23 protein-coding genes are annotated in these 15065 nt (G+C 68.9%); 11 read left to right on the plus strand and 12 right to left on the minus strand.

Translation table 11 applies throughout. The features are described from left to right. Nucleotides 1-46 precede the first annotated feature (46 nt). Nucleotides 47-283: a hypothetical protein gene (locus tag FKR81_RS35620; protein ID WP_146358625.1), complete on the minus strand. Its 237-nt coding sequence runs from the start codon at nt 281-283 to the stop codon at nt 47-49. An 82-nt stretch (nt 284-365) separates the two neighbouring features. Here FKR81_RS35620 and FKR81_RS35625 point away from each other — a divergent pair, with 82 nt between their 5' ends. The 3 genes from FKR81_RS35625 to FKR81_RS35635 are packed head-to-tail and all read left to right on the plus strand — an operon-like array spanning nt 366 to nt 1864. Beyond that, on the plus strand, nt 366-1247 hold the full coding sequence (locus FKR81_RS35625; protein ID WP_146358626.1) for a DUF5753 domain-containing protein: 882 nt from the start codon (nt 366-368) through the stop codon (nt 1245-1247). Between the two features lie 10 nt (nt 1248-1257). After that, nucleotides 1258-1431 (plus strand): DUF397 domain-containing protein, encoded by a 174-nt coding sequence (locus FKR81_RS35630; protein WP_146358627.1) that lies wholly within the window; start codon nt 1258-1260, stop codon nt 1429-1431. A 10-nt stretch (nt 1432-1441) separates the two neighbouring features. Then, entirely contained in the window at nt 1442-1864 is a 423-nt protein-coding gene (locus FKR81_RS35635) for a PPOX class F420-dependent oxidoreductase (RefSeq protein WP_146358628.1), read from the plus strand. On the opposite strand, the gene FKR81_RS35640 is transcribed toward FKR81_RS35635, so the two are convergent. From FKR81_RS35640 to FKR81_RS35660, 5 genes are read right to left on the minus strand one after another with little or no spacing between them, the layout of a single operon-like run. Beyond that, a complete protein-coding gene (locus FKR81_RS35640) occupies nt 1855-2481 on the minus strand; it encodes a class I SAM-dependent methyltransferase (protein ID WP_235922047.1) in 627 nt (208 codons plus the stop codon). The genes FKR81_RS35635 and FKR81_RS35640 overlap by 10 nt on opposite strands. Beyond that, a complete protein-coding gene (locus tag FKR81_RS35645) occupies nt 2462-3160 on the minus strand; it encodes a hypothetical protein (protein ID WP_146358629.1) in 699 nt (232 codons plus the stop codon). The genes FKR81_RS35640 and FKR81_RS35645 overlap by 20 nt, the downstream gene beginning before the upstream one ends. Nucleotides 3161-3215: 55 nt before the next feature. Next, a complete protein-coding gene (locus FKR81_RS35650; RefSeq protein ID WP_146358630.1) occupies nt 3216-3689 on the minus strand; it encodes a macro domain-containing protein in 474 nt (157 codons plus the stop codon). A 43-nt stretch (nt 3690-3732) separates the two neighbouring features. After that, on the minus strand, nt 3733-4341 hold the full coding sequence (locus FKR81_RS35655) for a histone deacetylase (protein ID WP_146358631.1): 609 nt from the start codon (nt 4339-4341) through the stop codon (nt 3733-3735). After that, nucleotides 4338-4673, minus strand: a complete 336-nt coding sequence (locus FKR81_RS35660) for a DUF1905 domain-containing protein (protein ID WP_407936572.1) — start codon at nt 4671-4673, stop codon at nt 4338-4340. The genes FKR81_RS35655 and FKR81_RS35660 overlap by 4 nt, the downstream gene beginning before the upstream one ends. Between FKR81_RS35660 and FKR81_RS35665 the strand changes: the two genes are divergently transcribed. Genes FKR81_RS35665 through FKR81_RS35680 form a run of 4 tightly spaced genes read left to right on the plus strand, consistent with a single transcriptional unit; the run spans nt 4672 to nt 7275 of the window. Next, nucleotides 4672-5565 (plus strand): sigma-70 family RNA polymerase sigma factor, encoded by an 894-nt coding sequence (locus FKR81_RS35665; protein ID WP_235922056.1) that lies wholly within the window; start codon nt 4672-4674, stop codon nt 5563-5565. The genes FKR81_RS35660 and FKR81_RS35665 overlap by 2 nt on opposite strands. Nucleotides 5566-5587: 22 nt before the next feature. Beyond that, entirely contained in the window at nt 5588-6049 is a 462-nt protein-coding gene (locus FKR81_RS35670) for a GyrI-like domain-containing protein (RefSeq protein WP_146358634.1), read from the plus strand. A gap of 16 nt (nt 6050-6065) precedes the next feature. Then, nucleotides 6066-6371, plus strand: coding sequence for an ArsR/SmtB family transcription factor (locus tag FKR81_RS35675; protein ID WP_146358635.1), 306 nt, complete (start codon nt 6066-6068; stop codon nt 6369-6371). Nucleotide 6372: 1 nt separating this feature from the next. Beyond that, on the plus strand, nt 6373-7275 hold the full coding sequence (locus tag FKR81_RS35680) for an SRPBCC family protein (RefSeq protein ID WP_146358636.1): 903 nt from the start codon (nt 6373-6375) through the stop codon (nt 7273-7275). Here the strand turns inward: FKR81_RS35680 and FKR81_RS35685 are convergent. After that, entirely contained in the window at nt 7249-8091 is an 843-nt protein-coding gene (locus FKR81_RS35685) for a hypothetical protein (protein WP_146358637.1), read from the minus strand. The two genes, FKR81_RS35680 and FKR81_RS35685, sit on opposite strands and share 27 nt — an antisense overlap. 71 nt (nt 8092-8162) lie before the next feature. Here FKR81_RS35685 and FKR81_RS35690 point away from each other — a divergent pair, with 71 nt between their 5' ends. After that, complete coding sequence (locus tag FKR81_RS35690; protein ID WP_146358638.1) at nt 8163-8960, plus strand: NmrA/HSCARG family protein; 798 nt, start codon at nt 8163-8165, stop codon at nt 8958-8960. Next, the gene (locus FKR81_RS35695; protein WP_146358639.1) at nt 8957-9739 is read left to right on the plus strand and encodes a class I SAM-dependent methyltransferase; all 783 of its coding nucleotides are present in this window, start codon (nt 8957-8959) and stop codon (nt 9737-9739) included. Before FKR81_RS35690 ends, FKR81_RS35695 begins: the two co-directional genes overlap by 4 nt. 434 nt (nt 9740-10173) lie before the next feature. On the opposite strand, the gene FKR81_RS35700 is transcribed toward FKR81_RS35695, so the two are convergent. Together FKR81_RS35700 and FKR81_RS35705 are read right to left on the minus strand one after the other, a co-directional pair. Next, complete coding sequence (locus tag FKR81_RS35700) at nt 10174-10392, minus strand: hypothetical protein (RefSeq protein WP_235922058.1); 219 nt, start codon at nt 10390-10392, stop codon at nt 10174-10176. Between the two features lie 33 nt (nt 10393-10425). After that, nucleotides 10426-11484, minus strand: a complete 1059-nt coding sequence (locus tag FKR81_RS35705; protein WP_146358640.1) for a DNA polymerase IV — start codon at nt 11482-11484, stop codon at nt 10426-10428. Between the two features lie 9 nt (nt 11485-11493). Between FKR81_RS35705 and FKR81_RS35710 the strand changes: the two genes are divergently transcribed. Further along, nucleotides 11494-11940 (plus strand): NUDIX domain-containing protein, encoded by a 447-nt coding sequence (locus FKR81_RS35710; protein ID WP_146358641.1) that lies wholly within the window; start codon nt 11494-11496, stop codon nt 11938-11940. Here FKR81_RS35710 and FKR81_RS46100 read toward each other — a convergent pair. Both FKR81_RS46100 and FKR81_RS35720 read right to left on the minus strand, forming a co-directional pair. Beyond that, on the minus strand, nt 11927-13069 hold the full coding sequence (locus FKR81_RS46100; RefSeq protein WP_146358642.1) for an endonuclease: 1143 nt from the start codon (nt 13067-13069) through the stop codon (nt 11927-11929). The two genes, FKR81_RS35710 and FKR81_RS46100, sit on opposite strands and share 14 nt — an antisense overlap. Before the next feature lie 58 nt (nt 13070-13127). Beyond that, entirely contained in the window at nt 13128-14039 is a 912-nt protein-coding gene (locus tag FKR81_RS35720; protein ID WP_146358643.1) for an NADP-dependent oxidoreductase, read from the minus strand. 91 nt (nt 14040-14130) lie between these two features. Between FKR81_RS35720 and FKR81_RS35725 the strand changes: the two genes are divergently transcribed. Further along, entirely contained in the window at nt 14131-14520 is a 390-nt protein-coding gene (locus tag FKR81_RS35725; RefSeq protein WP_235922060.1) for a winged helix-turn-helix transcriptional regulator, read from the plus strand. On the opposite strand, the gene FKR81_RS35730 is transcribed toward FKR81_RS35725, so the two are convergent. After that, nucleotides 14484-15020, minus strand: coding sequence for a DinB family protein (locus FKR81_RS35730; protein WP_146358644.1), 537 nt, complete (start codon nt 15018-15020; stop codon nt 14484-14486). The two genes, FKR81_RS35725 and FKR81_RS35730, sit on opposite strands and share 37 nt — an antisense overlap. Nucleotides 15021-15065 lie beyond the last annotated feature (45 nt).

A 15065-nucleotide genomic window follows, 5' to 3' on the forward strand; every position in this document is an offset into this window, starting at 1 on the left:
ACTCCGTGCGCGCAACCAGATCCGGCGAAACCCGGGTCTGGCAGTCCTACCCTTCCTCGAGCAGGTTCGCGCGCTCCGCCAGGTAGAGGTTGCCGAGATCGAGGAGGAACTGGCCGAGCTCGGCGTAGCGCTCGGCACGTTCGTGCGCCGGGATCAGCCCGCACGTGCCGAGCATGTGCCTGGCGAGCGCCGGCCCCAGCTCGGGAACGTCCTTGCGGACCTCTTGGGACAGTCGCTGCAGCGACAGTCGCAACAGGTCGTCGGTCAGCACGTCACCGGCCACGGCTGCAACACCTTCCGCTCGGAGTCATGCACTCAATGCTGGAACACGGAAGCCTTCCAAACAGACGCCTGTTCGGGTTGTCTTGGGCCCGAACGATGGAGCGGAGGTGAAGCCACGCCCTAGCTTTTCCACCATGCCAAGGCGAATCTCCACGGTGCGCGGACGGGAGTTCGGTGACGGTGTCCGCGCGACTCTGGCGGCGGCCGGGTTGACCTCGCGCGCCGCCTGCCAGTTGCTGGACTGGGACGAGGCCAAGCTCTCCGACCTCGTGAACGGCAAGGGCGGCTCGACCGAGCTCGAACTCGGTTTCCTGCTGGGCATCTGCCGAACTCCCCCACTGGAGCGCGACCACCTGGTCACGATCTTCCGCGAACTGAACGTGCGAGGGTGGTGGCAACAGCACGGCGCCAGCCTCCCGATCATGCCGCGCACGTTCATCGAGCACCTCAACGCCGCGACCGAGTTCATCAGCTGGTCGCCACTGCTGGTGCCAGGACTCCTGCAGATCCCGGACTACATGCGCGCCATCACCCTCGCGAGCGCAACCGCGCCTGCTGCGGAGGTCGAAGATCGAGTGGCCGCGCGTCTGGCCATGCAAGAGGTGTTCAGGCGACAGCTCAAGTGCACCTTCTACGTCCATGAGTTCGCCCTCCGCCTCCCGGCTGGCGGCGCGCAACTGATGTCCGCACAGCTGCATCACCTGCTCCGGCTGTCGGTGCGGCCGTACATCACCATCCGAATGATGCCCACCGAGGTCGGCGCACACGCCGGGCTGGCGGGACCGTTCATCACGATGAAGTTCGACAAGATCGAGCCAGTGGTGTTCCTGGAGAGCGAGAACTCCAGCCTGTTCATCGAGGAGTCGAACTCCGTCGACGGCTACAAGAAGGTCTTGGCGTCACTCGATCGGACCGCCTTGGATGCGGAACAATCGCGAAGGAGGATCACCGAGCTCGCGACCTGAGGAGGCGCCGATGACCACCTGGCGCAAGAGCAGCTACAGCGCGAACGCCATGGACTGCGTCGAGGTCGGCCACGGCGTCGGCATCCGCGACAGCAAGGCCCCGACCAGCCACATTCCAGTCGAAGCGCAGGCGTGGCGTTCGTTCCTCACCGCTCTCAAGGCGAACCTGATCGGCGAGGCGTAACTTCGGCGGCATGACCGCCATCCCCGACAGCGCCCGCGAACTGTTGGAGTCCAACAGGCTCGCCCACCTGGTCACCCTCGAGCCCAACGGCAACCCGCAGGTGACGATCGTCTGGGTCGGCCTCGACGGCGACGAGATCGTCGCGTGCCACCTCGCGGAGCAGCGCAAGATCCGCAACATGCGCAACGACAGCCGCGTCGCGCTGTCCATCGAGACCGACAAGCTCAACGAGTACGGGCTGCACGAGTACCTCGTCGTGTACGGCACGGCCACGATCACCGAGGGTGGTGCGCCCGAGATGCTGCAGGAGCTCGCGCACACCTACCTCGGCCCGGACGTGAAGTTCCCGCCGATGGACAACCCGCCGCCCGGTTTCATCACCCACATCAAGGTCAACCGGATCAGCGGAGTCGGTCCCTGGGCTCAGTCGTAGTACGAGTGCACCGCGGGCTGTCCGGTGTAGTTCGGGCCGGCCTGGTCGTCCGCGCCGAGGTAGGTGAACGGCAGCCGCGGCCGGCCGGGCCCGGTGAAACGGACCCGGTGCCGCCGCCCGTCGTAGCTGAACCCGGCTTCGCGCAACGCTTTCGTCAGTCTGCGTCCGGCGGCGAGCCCGTCGCCCAGCCGGATGCTCACCGCCTCGAAGTTCGCCACGAGCAGCCCGCCGGGCGCGAGCCACGACGCCGCGCGTTCGAGCAGACCGAGCTTGTCGCCGACGTAGTGCACGCCGTGCACGCACGTCACGAGGTCGACCGGCCCGTCGAGCTCCCACGTGTCCACCGACGCCGTCACGAAGCGGACACCGGGCGGTGGCGCCGAGTGGAAGTGGCCGACGAGGTCGACACCGGTCACGTTCTCCACGCGACCGGCGGCCTCCAGCAACGCCTTGCCCGAGCCGCAGCACAGGTCGACCCAACTGCGTCCGGCCGACGCGAGCACGTCGATGCCCAGCTCGCGCTGATAGCTGCTGAGCCCGCGTTCGCGGTTCATCGCGCAGTTGGCGACAACCGAAGAGCCGGCCAGGGTTTCGTCGTCAACGAGCCGCGGGTGCACGCTCTCCAACGTAGTCGCGCCGCAGCATCGACACGCCGATCGGCACGAACACCAGACACGCCGCCACACCACCGTGCAGCACGGTCAGCAGGTCGCTTTCCTTGAGCACCCCCATGAACACCCATGCGTACGACACCAGCAACGCACACCGCACCAGCCCGAGCACACCGGCCCGGTAGGCACCGATGGCGAGCAGCACCCCACCCACGATCGAACCCGCCGACGCGGAAACCGGGACGCGCCACAGCCCGTAGGACAGCTCCACGTAGTTGCCCATGACGATGTCCGTCGCGCGCGACAGCCCGAGCGTGTCGACGAGCCGGAACGCCGTCAGGTCGACGCCCGAGAAGTACCACCGCGCGAACAGGCCGGCCACGAACGCCGTCCCGCCCAGCCCGGCGAGCCACGGCGACCGGACCGCGACCATCCGCGCGAACGCCACGACCGCGGGGAACATCAGGACCACACCGGCGGCGAACAACGCGTACCCGGCCGTCACCAGGCCGGGGTTGTGCGCGTACGCCGCGAGTTGTTCAGGCGCCGCAAAGGGTTGCTGCGAGTACGCGGCACGTTGCTCCGGCGAGAAGCCCGCCGTCTCGACGCCGAGGTGCCGCACCACCAGTCCCGCCAGCCACACCAACGGTCCCACGACCAATGCGCCACCGATGACCCTGTTCATGGTGATCGACGCTAGGCGCGTGCGACGCATCCCGGATCGGACCTGGGGCCGAACCTCAGTGGTCGTACACGGTCGTGGGCACGGAACGGGCCAGCAGGGTGTCCGCGATGAGCGGCTCGACGAGCTCCCACCGTCCACCCGCGAGACCGCACCCGATGCGCGGCATGTGCACGCTCGCCTCCAGCCGCACGGCGTGGTCGGCGAGCACACCCAAACACCGCGCGAGCGCGTCGTAGCGGATCGGCGGGCCTTTGCTGCCGGTCCTCATGCCGTGCTGCCCGACCATGTTCGCCACCCACGTGTCCGGCCGGACCTGCACGAGCTGCGTACCGCCGAGCCCGAAGTGGTTGTGCGCGCGCTCGCGGTGCCAGTCGCGGTAGGCGCGTTCCGGCTCAGGCCACCGCTTCGACACGGCGACCACGAAACCTTTGCCCCAGCCGCCGAGGTCGTTGCAGACGTGCGCGATGATCTTCGGCCCCTTGGCCTGCGGACTCGTCGCATCTCCCTTGATCACTCGTAGTGCCCCCATTCCGCAGATGCTGCCAGCACCGCGGACGGAGCGTCCACGCATTTCACAGCACCTCCGCCAGCTCGTCCGCCGTCCACGCACCGGCAGCACCGGGCAGCCAGGCGAGGTGGTCCGCCGCCTCTCGCGCGCTCCACCCGTGCGCCGCCATCAGCCCGCGCCCGAGCATGCGCAGGTACGGCAGGGAGGGCGCGACGAGCGGTTCGTCGCCGAACGACCAGGGCGCGGTGAAGGTGAGCATCGGGCAGGAGTCGTCGCCGAGGCGCACCAACGTCTCATAGCGCCCCTCCCCCAGCCGAGCCCGCCCGGTCTCCAGCACCTCGCCCAGATCGAGGTCGACACCGGGCTCGCGGTACATCTCCTGCGCGCACACGTCGGAGAACTGCGCCGCGGTGACCAGGTATGCGCGCCCGTGCATGACGCCGGGTAAGCCGGGGTCGTAGAAAGCGCGCCCACCGCCCCACACCGGCGACGTGGTCGCGAAGTAGACCCCGCCGGGCGCCGAGCAGCCTCGGGCCGCCCGCGGCGGAGTGGGGTCACGGCACCCCGGATAGCGCCGGTTCCCGCCCTCCGGAACACCTCCCTCGAGGTAGCAGGCGAACCGGTCCGCGTGCATGTTCGACCCGTAGCTCACGTACCAGACGAGATCGGTCACACCACCACCTCGACGGACACGGTCGCGACGTCACCGGCCTCGAGCTTCTCGGCCGTCCGCACCGCGCGTTTGACGGGCAGCACGTAACGACCGCTCGCCTTGTCCGGAAAGATCGAGGTCGCCCAGGCGGTGCCGCCCACCGACACCCGCACGCGCACGGACCCGAACCCGCGCGGCGGACCGGCCAGCTCGCGAATCTCCTCGGACGCGCCCTCGGGCAGACTCACGAACGTCCAGGCGTCATGGCGGCGCGCGTCCCATATCCACAGCTCAGCGTCGAAGTTGAAGACCACACGGCCAGCATCACATGCGACACCGACAATTCCCGGCATGGACGACAGGTATCGGGCCGAACTGACGGGCTACTGCTACCGCATGCTCGGCAGCGGCTTCGAGGCCGAGGACGCGGTGCAGGAGACCCTCGTCCGAGGCTGGCACACCTTCGACGGCACCAAGGGCACCGAACGCGCCTGGCTGTACAAGATCGCCACGAACGTCTGCGTCGACATGCTCCGCAGCGCGCAGCGCCGGGCGGTCGCGATGGACCTGACGCCCCCGAGCAGCGGCGGTGACATCGGCGAACCGCTGCCGGAAACCGCGTGGGTGCAACCGATCCCGGACCCGGCGGACACCGCGGTCGACCGGGAGACGATCCGGCTCGCGTTCGTCGCGGCGCTCCAGCACCTCGCGCCGAAGCAACGCGCGGTGCTGATCCTGCGCGACGTGCTGTGCTGGAAGGCCGACGAGGTCGCCGAGCTGCTGGACACGACGACGGCATCGGTGAACAGCGCGCTGCAACGCGCGCGAGCGACGATGAAGGCGCCGAAACCGCTGGGGCCGTTGAAGGAGTCCGACCGGGACCTGTTCGCGCGGTACGTGAGCGCGTTCGAGCGGTACGACGTGGAGACGCTCGTGTCGCTGCTGCACGAGGACGCGACGATGACGATGCCGCCGTTCGCGTACTGGCTGCGCGGCCGCGAGACCATCCGCGCGGCGCTGCTCATGTCGCCGAACAGGGCCTGCGAGAACGCCCAGGTCGTCCTGACCGCGGCCAACGGCTGCCCGGCGTTCGGGCAGTACCAGGACGGCGAGCCGTTCGCGCTGGTCGTCGTCGAGATCTCGGACGGCCTGATCACCGGCACGTCGACCTACCTCGGCGTGCACCTGTTCCCGTTGTTCGAGTTGCCGATGAGTTTGGGGTCGTCGTCTCGTAGTAATGGGTGAAGCCACTCCGAGGGAGGACCTGATGAAGATCGAGACGCGTCCCGAGCAGCCGTACGTCGCCGTCCGGGGCACGGTCACGATGACCACGTTCAGCAAGATCGCGGACCGGCTGCCGGAACTGTTCGGCCTGCTCAACGCGCGTGGTGTGCCCATCGCGGGCGCGCCGTTCTTCCGCTACCTGGTGATCGACATGGAAGGTGACATCGAGGTCGAGGCGGGCATCCCGATCACCGAACCGATCGAGGTCGACGGCGACCTGTTCTGCTCCACCCTGCCCGCGGGCCAGTACGCGACGGAGACCCACCACGGCCACCCGGACGGGCTGGTCGCGGTGTGGGACGAGCTGCTGTCGCAGGACCTGGACTTCGACGTCAGCGGCCGGGTGTGGGGCTGCCGGACCGAGTCCTACTTCACCCACCCGATGGTCGAGCCGGACCTGAACAACTGGGACACCGAGGTGGCGGTTCGCCTTAATATGCCGTAGCGGCTATATTGCCAATATGGCATCTACGTTCGCGGTGCTGGCCGACCCGAGCCGGCGGGAGATCCTCGACCTGCTGCGCTCGGGCGAACGGCCGGTGAACGACCTGGTCTCTCGACTGGCGCTGACCCAGCCGACGGTGTCGAAGCACCTCAAGCTGCTGCGCGAGGCCGGGCTCGTCGAGGTGCGGGTCGACGCGCAACGCCGGTGGTACCGGCTGAACCCGCGCCCGCTCGCGGAGATCGACACGTGGCTCGCGCCGTACCGGCGGATGTGGGAGGCCAGCTTCGACGCACTCGAACGACACCTCGAGGAGATGGACTGAAGTGGACGCGGAACTCCTGACCGTCGACGGCAAACCCGTGCTCCGGTTCGAGCGGCGCCTGGCGCATCCGCCCGCGAAGGTGTGGCGCGCGATCACCGATCCGGGCGAGCTGAAGCACTGGTTCCCGGCCGCGGTGTCGATCGAGGGCACCCGCATGACGTTCACGTTCCCCGACGAGGCCCCGGTCGACGACGTCAGCTCCGGCGAGGTGCTGACGTTCGACGAGCCGCGCGTGTTCGCGTTTCGCTGGAACCACGACGTGCTGCGGTTCGAGATCGTGCCGGACGGCGACGGCTGCCGGTTGCTGATGACGCAGGTGCTCGGCGACGGCGGGCTCTCGGCGGGCCGCAACGCGATCGGCTGGGACGTCTGCCTGGACACGCTCGTCGCTCGACTCTCCGATGTGGAGTTCACCCCGCCGTCCGACTGGCTCGGGCCGATGGAGGCGTACGTCGAGAAGTTCGGTCTCGGCGAGGGCGCTGTGACTCCTGAGGGCGTGCGCTTCGAACGCGACCTCGTGTGGAAGCCCGTCGCGGACATGTGGGCGCTGCTCGTGGAGGACTCCGCTGTCGTGGTCGGCGGTGAGCCGCCTGTGCGCGCCACCAACGGGTACGTGCGGCCGGGTGCCGTGACGGTCGCCGACGCGCCGCACGTGCTGGAGTACGAGTGGCTGCACTCGGACGTCGTCGCGGGACGCGTGCGGTGGGAGTTCCGGCAGGACCCGGCCTCTGGGACCTCGGTGACGTTGACGCAGTCCGTGCGGGACAAGGAGTTGTTGCCGACGATGCTCGCCGTCTGGCAGGTGCAGCTGGAGCTGTTCTTCGCGGCGTCGTTCGGCGAGGTCCGCTGCCCGTGGCCGGCCGAACGCACCGAGGAGCTACGCGCCCGGTACGCCCAGCGCTAGCCGGTCAACACCGACACCGCTGATCAGCATGCGCTCCTTGCGGTCGGCGAGCAGGTGACGCGACCAGTCGACGAACCCGCCGTCACCGACCTCGACGCCGTCGCGGAACACCTTGAAGCACAGACCTTCGTAGTACCCGGTCTGCCTGGTCGGGTCCTCGACGACGTCCGGAAGGTCGAGCGCCCAGCGGAACCGCGGGTCGAAGCAGGTGACCCGGAACTCGGCGGGCGCGCACACCTGCGCCAGGAACCGCATGTGCGCCACGAGGTTCGCGCGCTCGAACTCCCTGTTCCCCGTGTCGCGCCCGGCTGACACCCGACCGAACAGCGTGAAGTGCGCGAACCTGGCCGCGCCGTCGACCACCTGCGCGCGCACCACGCGTTGCACCGAAGCGAGCTCGACGAGGTCCTGACCGGCACGCCTGCGGACGGCCGCCTCCAGCGCGAGCGCGTTGGTCGGGTCGGCGGCGACCTCCGTGCCGCGGATGGTCGACACCACGTTGTTCTGGTCCACAGTGGACATCACGGAGTGCGTGCCGAGCGGGACGACCGGTGCCAGCTGCAGCAGTTCCACGTCGTCGGGCAGCGCGTCCAGCAAGGCGTTCTCGGCGCGTCTGATGTCGCGGAACGGCACCTGCGCGGGCGTGACGAAGCGGTCGGTGCGGTAGCGGCGCAGCACGTCCGGTGCGGTCAGGTTGTTCGCGCGCTTGCGCATGACGGCCAGCAGCAACGTCGCCAGGTCGGCACCCGGCAACGCGGCCAGCCGATCGAGCGTCTCGTCCCCGACCTCGCGCAACACCCTGTCCAGCGCACCCATGCACCCCATTGTCACGACACCCGCCACCGAGTTTGAGGTAGTTTTGTAGAAAACTATCTGGGGGCAGACGAATGAAGACGATCGTGGTCACCGGCGCGACCGGCAAGCAGGGCGGCGCGACGGCTCGGCATCTGGTCGCGCGCGGCTGGCAGGTCCGGGCGCTGACCCGCAACCCGTCCGCGCAGGTCACGGGCGCGGAGACGGTTGTCGCCGACCTGGATGATCCCGGCTCACTCGACCGAGCGATGGCGGGCGCGTACGGCGTGTTCAGCGTCCAGCCCGCGCCGCACGACCCGCGCGCGCCGCAGGGCTACGACACCTCCGTCGAGACGCGGTGGGGCAAGAACGTGGCCGACGCGGCTTCGAGGGCAGGCGTGGAGCACCTCGTGTACGCCTCGCTGATGGCCTCCACGTCGCAGACGGGGGTTCCGTCGTTCGACAGCAAGTGGGAGGTCGAGGAGCACATCCGCTCGCTCGGCCAGCCCTCGACGGTGCTGCGGCCGGGGACGTTCATGGACGGCCTGCACTCGCCCGGGATGACGAAGCTGACGCACCTGCTCGACCCGGACACCCGCTACCAGCTGATCGCGGTCGACGACATCGGCGCGATCGCCGCATCCGTCTTCGCTTCACCCGATCTGGTGGGCACGTCGCTCGCGCTGGCGGGTGACGAACTGACGCCGCGCGAGATCGCGGCGGCCATGGGCGTCGAGTACGAACAGTTCCAGGTGGACGATCCAGCACTCGCGAAGGTGTTCGCGCATCGCGAGGAACCACGCGCGGACATCGCACTGCTGCGGCGGATTCATCCTGGTCTCCTCACCTTCGCGGCGTTTTTGTCAGGGGTGCGCGGTAGCTTCGAGTCATGAGGGGAAGCACGACCGCAGAGGTGCACGGCCCGCGCTGGGGAGCGCGGGCCGAGGCGAGGGCTGAGCTGTACGCGCACATGTCGATGCCGGTGTGGGAGTTGGTCGCGCGAACCGTGCGTGCCGGTTCCGCGGTGCTCGACATCGGTTGCGGCAGCGGGGAGTTCTGCCGATTAGCCGCCGCGCGCGGTGCTGCGGTCAGCGGTCTCGACGCGGCCGAGGCCATGGTCGCCATCGCGCGCCGCGTCGTGCCCGGCGACTTCCGCGTGGGCGCGATGGAGTCGTTGCCGTGGGAGGACGAGACCTTCGACCTGGTGACCGGTTTCAACGCCTTCCACATGGCAGCGGACTTCGGCGTCGCCTTAGCCGAGGCGCGTCGTGTCACGCGCGTGGGTGGCACGGTCGTGCTGAGCAACTGGACCGAGGTGCACCGCAACGACGTGCTGGTGCTCGGAAAGGCCGTGCGCCCGCTGCAACCGCCGGAGTGGGCGCCTCGCCCGTCACCTCCGGTGGGCGAGCCCGGCGTGCTCGAGTCGCTTGCGGTGGAAGCCGGTCTGACCGTGGACTCGACGGGCGAGATCGACGTGCCGTGGGAGGCGCCGGATCGGCGGACTCTGGTGCGCGCGCTGCTCACCGCCGGTTCGTACTACCTGGCCATCGAGCACTCGGGCGAAGCCGCGGTCGCGGAGACACTGGCGGAAGCCTCCGAACCGTTCCGCCGCCCGGACGGCTCGTACCGCTTCGAGAACAGCTACCGGTACGTGGTCACCACCAGGCGATGACCCCGTGTCGGAGCCGGGCGCCCGGCTCCGACGTCTCCAGCGACCAGGCGCGAGGCGCGGGCCGCAATCGCGGCACTGCACGACGAGGCGGAACGAGCGGAGGACACCGACTGGCCCCAGATACTCGCGCTGCACCGGTTGCTGGAGAAGTTCGGCGACAACCCGGTGGTGACGCTCAACCACGCGGTCGCGGAAGCGATGGCGCACAGGCCCGGCGCGGGCCTGAAGATGTTGGTACCACTGGCGGATCGGCTGCCGGAGCATCACCGAGTGGACGCGGTCAGAGCGCATCCTGCCGGCGATGACGGGCGATCACGAAGCGGCACGCGGATGCACGGCGGCAGGCGCAACTCACCCGCACACGCCGGGCGTCCCGGTGCAGCGGTGCTTCAGGTCTCGCGCGGCGACCCGCTAGGGATCGCGGCCGGTGTTCTTCACGCGGCTTCGAGCAGCGCGCGGCCGGTCTCGGTCAAGCTGGCGACACCGGGGTCGGAACTGATCAGTCCGGCTTCTGTCAGTCGTGGTCCGACGAACTGGTCGCAGCACCCCATTCCGTCGACGAGCAGGAAGCGACCGGAGAGCTGGCAACGACCGGCGGCGACGGCGCGGAGAACGGCGCGGTCACGGTGGCTGATGGCGGTGATGGTGCTCATGACCTTCTCCTCAGGCGGTAAGAGAACTTCTACTTACCGATACGTCGAAGAAGGCTCCGGCGGTTCGACATCCGTCACAAACTCCGCTCGAACTCCGAGCAGCCGAACCGGCCTCGTGTGCTCGAAACGATCGACGACGGCGAGTGCGGCGCGCTCGATAACGGCACCGTCCTGTGTCGGTTCAGACAGCGTCATGCTGCGGGTTTGCGTGAAGAACGGCGCGAAGCGGACCTTCACGCCGACCCTCGCGCAGAGCCTTCCTTCGGCCAGAACTTCCTCAGAAACCCGTCTGGCCAGCAGGACAACTTGTTCGTCGATGTCGGACCGGGAAGTGAGGTTCTCCTGGAACGTGGTCTCGTGGCTGCGCGAGCGGGGCACGTAGGGCGTCGCGGTCACGGTGGTGTCGCCCGCACCCAGTGCGAGCGAACGGAAATAGGGCCCCATCCGCGGTCCGAACCGGGCGGCCAGGTCCGGCTCGGGGGCTCGCGCGAGATCGGCGACGGTCGCGATGCCCATGTCGGCCAGCTTGGCGGACGTCCGGCTGCCGATCCCCCACAGCGCCCGCGTGGGCAGCGTCGCCATCACCGGCACCCAGTTGGCGATCGTGAGCCGGAAGATCCCGGCCGGCTTGGCGAAGCCGGTCGCGAGCTTGGCGCGCAGCTTGTTGTCGCCGATGCCGACGGACGAGTCGAGTCCGGTCTCGTCGAGCACCGCCTGCCGCAGCTGCGCGGCCAGCGACTCGGGGTCGTCGACGTGGGCTCCGACGAACGCCTCGTCCCAGCCGATGACCTCGACGACGACCGGGAACTCGCGCAGCACCGCCATCACCCGAGAGGAGGCCTCTTCGTAGACGGCGTTGTCGGCGGGCAGGAACACGGCGTCCGGGCAGCGCTTCAACGCCGTGCGCAGCGGCATGCCCGAGTGCACGCCGAACGCGCGCGCCTCGTAGGACGCGGTCGCGACGACGGCGCGCGCGGTGGGGTCGCCGTTGCCGCCGACGACCACGGGCAGGCCGCGCAGCTCCGGCCGTCGACCGACCTCGACCGCGGCGATGAACTGGTCCAGGTCGAAGTGCAAGACCCAGTCCGACATGCTGTGAGTATGCGACGCAGCGCCGGAATACTCCTGTTCAGGAGAAACCCCGAGGTCCAGATCCTGCTGGGGCACATGGGCGGGCCGTTCTGGGCGCGCAAGGACGACGGCGCGTGGACGATCCCGAAGGGCGAGTACACCGACGAGGAGACGGCGGAGCAGGCCGCGCGGCGGGAGTTCGAGGAGGAGCTGGGCCTGCCGGTGCCCGCAGGCGAGCTCGTGGACCTCGGCGAGGTCAAGCAGTCCGGCAAGGTCGTGACGGTGTGGGCGCTCGAAGGCGACATCGACCTGGAGAAGGTCGTGCTCGGCACGTTCGACATGGAGTGGCCCAAGGGCTCCGGGAAGATCAAGACCTTCCCGGAGCTCGACCGGGTCGCCTGGTTCGGGCTGGAAGACGCGCGCGCGAAGGTGGTCTCCGCGCAGCGCGCCTTCCTGGACAGGATCAGCCCCAGATAGAGGCAGCCCACTCCGGGTGGTCGATGAACGGGTTCCGGTTGTGCTGGTAGCTGTCGAAGATCACCTTGTTGCGGCGCTGCTCGAACGCGTCCGGCGGGTCCGCGCTGTTCCACTGGAGCAGCAGGGACAGCCTGCCCATGTACGGGGCGGAGCCGTTGTTGACGTTGTTGTTCAGCTCCAGGTCCGCGAACCCGTCGCCGCCCTCGTAGCGCACGGCCATGTAGAAGAGCATGCGCGCGACGTCGCCCTTGACGGCAGCACGCGGCTCCCAGGAGTCGGCGTCGGTTTTGTTGCCGGGCGCCTCGGCCGCGACGGAACCGCCGAGGTCGAAGTCCTTGTTGCCGCGGTTGGCGTTGACCGAGACATCCTCGGGACGCAGGTGGTGGATGTCGGTGCCCGGCCCGGTCGCGGTGCCGAAGTCGCCGTGCGACTTGGCCCAGACGTGCTCGCGGTTCCAGTCGTTCGCGTTGCCGCCGTTGGTGGACTTGCTCTGCGAGCGGCCGCTGTACAGCAGGATGACGTTGGCCTGGTTGCTCGGGTCCTGGTCGGTGTCCTTGAGCGCGTCCCACACCTGGTCGTAGCTCAGCTTCGCGTTGGTGCTGATGATCTGGTGCAGCGCGTCGCGCAGCTGGTCACCGGACTTGCCGATGGCCGGGGCGTAGTAGTCGTCGGTCGGTGGCGTGGTGGTCGTGGTGGTGGTCGTCGTCGTGGTCGGTGGCGGCGTGCCGACCTTGGCGAACGCCGTGGTCGACGTCAGGCCCGCGTGCGAGAAGTACGCCGAGCGCGAGCCGGTGACGTCGAGCTGCTTCCCCAGCAGGGCGGGGTTGGTCTGCAGCCCGTACGCCGCGCGGAAGCTCGACGCGATCTGGACGTAGATCATCTTCGACGTGTTCGTCTCGCTCGCCGTGTCGGCCAGCGCGAGCGCGTAGTCGTTGGGGAAGTTCGACCGCACGACGGTGTTCGTCGCGGTCGGTTGCCCGACGACGTAGCCGCGAACGGTCGCGGAAGCGCCGGTCTGCGGGCTGATCGCCTGGGCAACGGTGAGCGGTGTGGCCGCCGTCGCGGTCGACCCGAGTAGGCCGACCGCGACGAGCAGACCGAGGACAAGCGGCAGGGGTGTCCATCGCATGATTCACACGATCGGGTGACATCCCATGTTTGTCGATCACTTCCTCGTGAACTTCAGGTCACGGCACCAGGATGATCTTTCCGCTGGTCCGCCCGGACGCGATGAGCTCGTGCGCCTTGACGACGTCCGCGAGCGGCAGCACCTGCTCGACGTGCACCTTCAGTCCGACGACCTGCGCGAGGTCGACCGCCGACGGGCGGACGGACACGACGTGGAACCGGATGCCCAGCTCAGCGGCCCTTTCCTCGGTGAGGCCGGGGTTGCCGCCGATCGCGGTGACCAGCACTCCACCGGGCTTGAGCACCTTGGCCGACCGCTCCGCGTACTCGCCGCCGACGAGGTCGAACACGACGTCCACCGGGTCGACGTCACCGAAGTCCTGCGTCCGGTAGTCGATCAGCTCATCGGCACCGAGGCCGCGCACGAAGTCGTGCTTGGCCGCGCTGGCCGTGCCGATGACGTGGGCGCCGCGCGCCTTCGCGACCTGCACCGCCAGGTGCCCGACGCCTCCCGCCGCGGCGTGGATCAGCACCCGCTGACCGGCTTCGAGCCCGGCCAGGCCGACCAGCGCCTGCCACGAGGTGAGCCCGACGCACGGCAGTCCGGCCGCTTCCTCGACGCTCAGCGAGGCGGGCCTCTTGATCAGCTCGTCGGCCTTGGCGACGGTGTACTCCGCGTAAGCGTTGCCGGCCTCGGGGAAGCTGATGAGTCCGAGCACCTCGTCACCGGGCGCGAACTCGGTGACCCCGGCGCCGACCTCCTCGACGGTGCCCGCGACGTCCCAGCCGAGCGTGAACGGCGGCTCGCCGAGCAGCGGGAACCATCCGGCGCGGACGGCGACGTCGACCGGGTTCACCCCCGCTGCCCCGACCTTGATGAGCACTTGCCCGGCCTGCGGCCTCGGCTTGTCGACGTCCGCTACCTGCAGCACAGCCGCGTCGCCGACGGTGTTCTGGGTGATGACTCGCACGATGATCTCCTCCTGTTGTTCCTTCAGGAGCCATCCTGCGGTGAGCGCTGCATATTGGAAAGTAGGCACTTTCAGGGTATATAGGTACCTTGTGGATACCACCCTGAGCAAGGTCGACTGCTACCTGCGCACCTGCCCGTCGCGGACGGTGCTCGAGGCCATCGCCAACAAGTGGGCGGCGCTGCTCGTCGACACGCTGCGACACGGCACGCTGCGGTTCGGCGAGCTGCGCCGCCGTCTCGACGGCATCACCCAGAAGAGCCTCACGCAGGGCCTGCGCACGCTGGAACGCGACGGCATGGTGGTGCGGACCGTCTACCCGACCGTCCCGCCGCGCGTCGAGTACTCGCTCAGCCCGCTCGGGCACAGCGTCGCGGACCTGATGTCGGGCATCCGCAGCTGGTCCGAGGAGCACCTGCTGGAGATCCTCGACGCCCGCGACGCCTACGACAACCGGCCGGAGCCCGCACCCGTGAGCTGATCCGCGCGCAGGTACAGGTCGCGCAGCAACGAGACCTCGGCCAGGTGGTGGATCGCCTCGCGGTTGATGTGCAGCACCAGCGTCGCGAAGGGGTACTCGGCGTACGGTCCCTCGGCCTCACCGCACGGCCGGTCCAGGTCCGCGGTGCGCACGCCGTCGATCCACGTCTGGTACGCGTCGTCGAGCTGCTTCAACGCCTCGTCGGCGCTCTTCGCGTACGGCCAGGTGAGGTAGTCGGCGGGCGGGCCACCGAAGTGCGAGGCGCTGCGGGCGCCGAACACGCCCACGATGACGTGCGCCATCCGCCACGCGATCGTGGTGAACGGCGCGGGCTCCGGTTGCGGGTACTCCCAGTCGATCCCGCCGTCGCGGTGGACGTTCCACGCGCCTGGAACGGGTTGCCAGAAGTACTCGTCGTCGGTCATGCCCTCCAGCCGCGCCCGCAGCTGGTGCTGCCAGTGCCAGTCGAGCTGGTCCACGAGTTCCTTGTGCCAGTCCATGCCTCCGACCGTAAATCCGATTGCGGACAACCACCGTCCTGGAAA

Source organism: Lentzea tibetensis, assembly GCF_007845675.1.
GTDB lineage: Bacteria > Actinomycetota > Actinomycetes > Mycobacteriales > Pseudonocardiaceae > Lentzea > Lentzea tibetensis.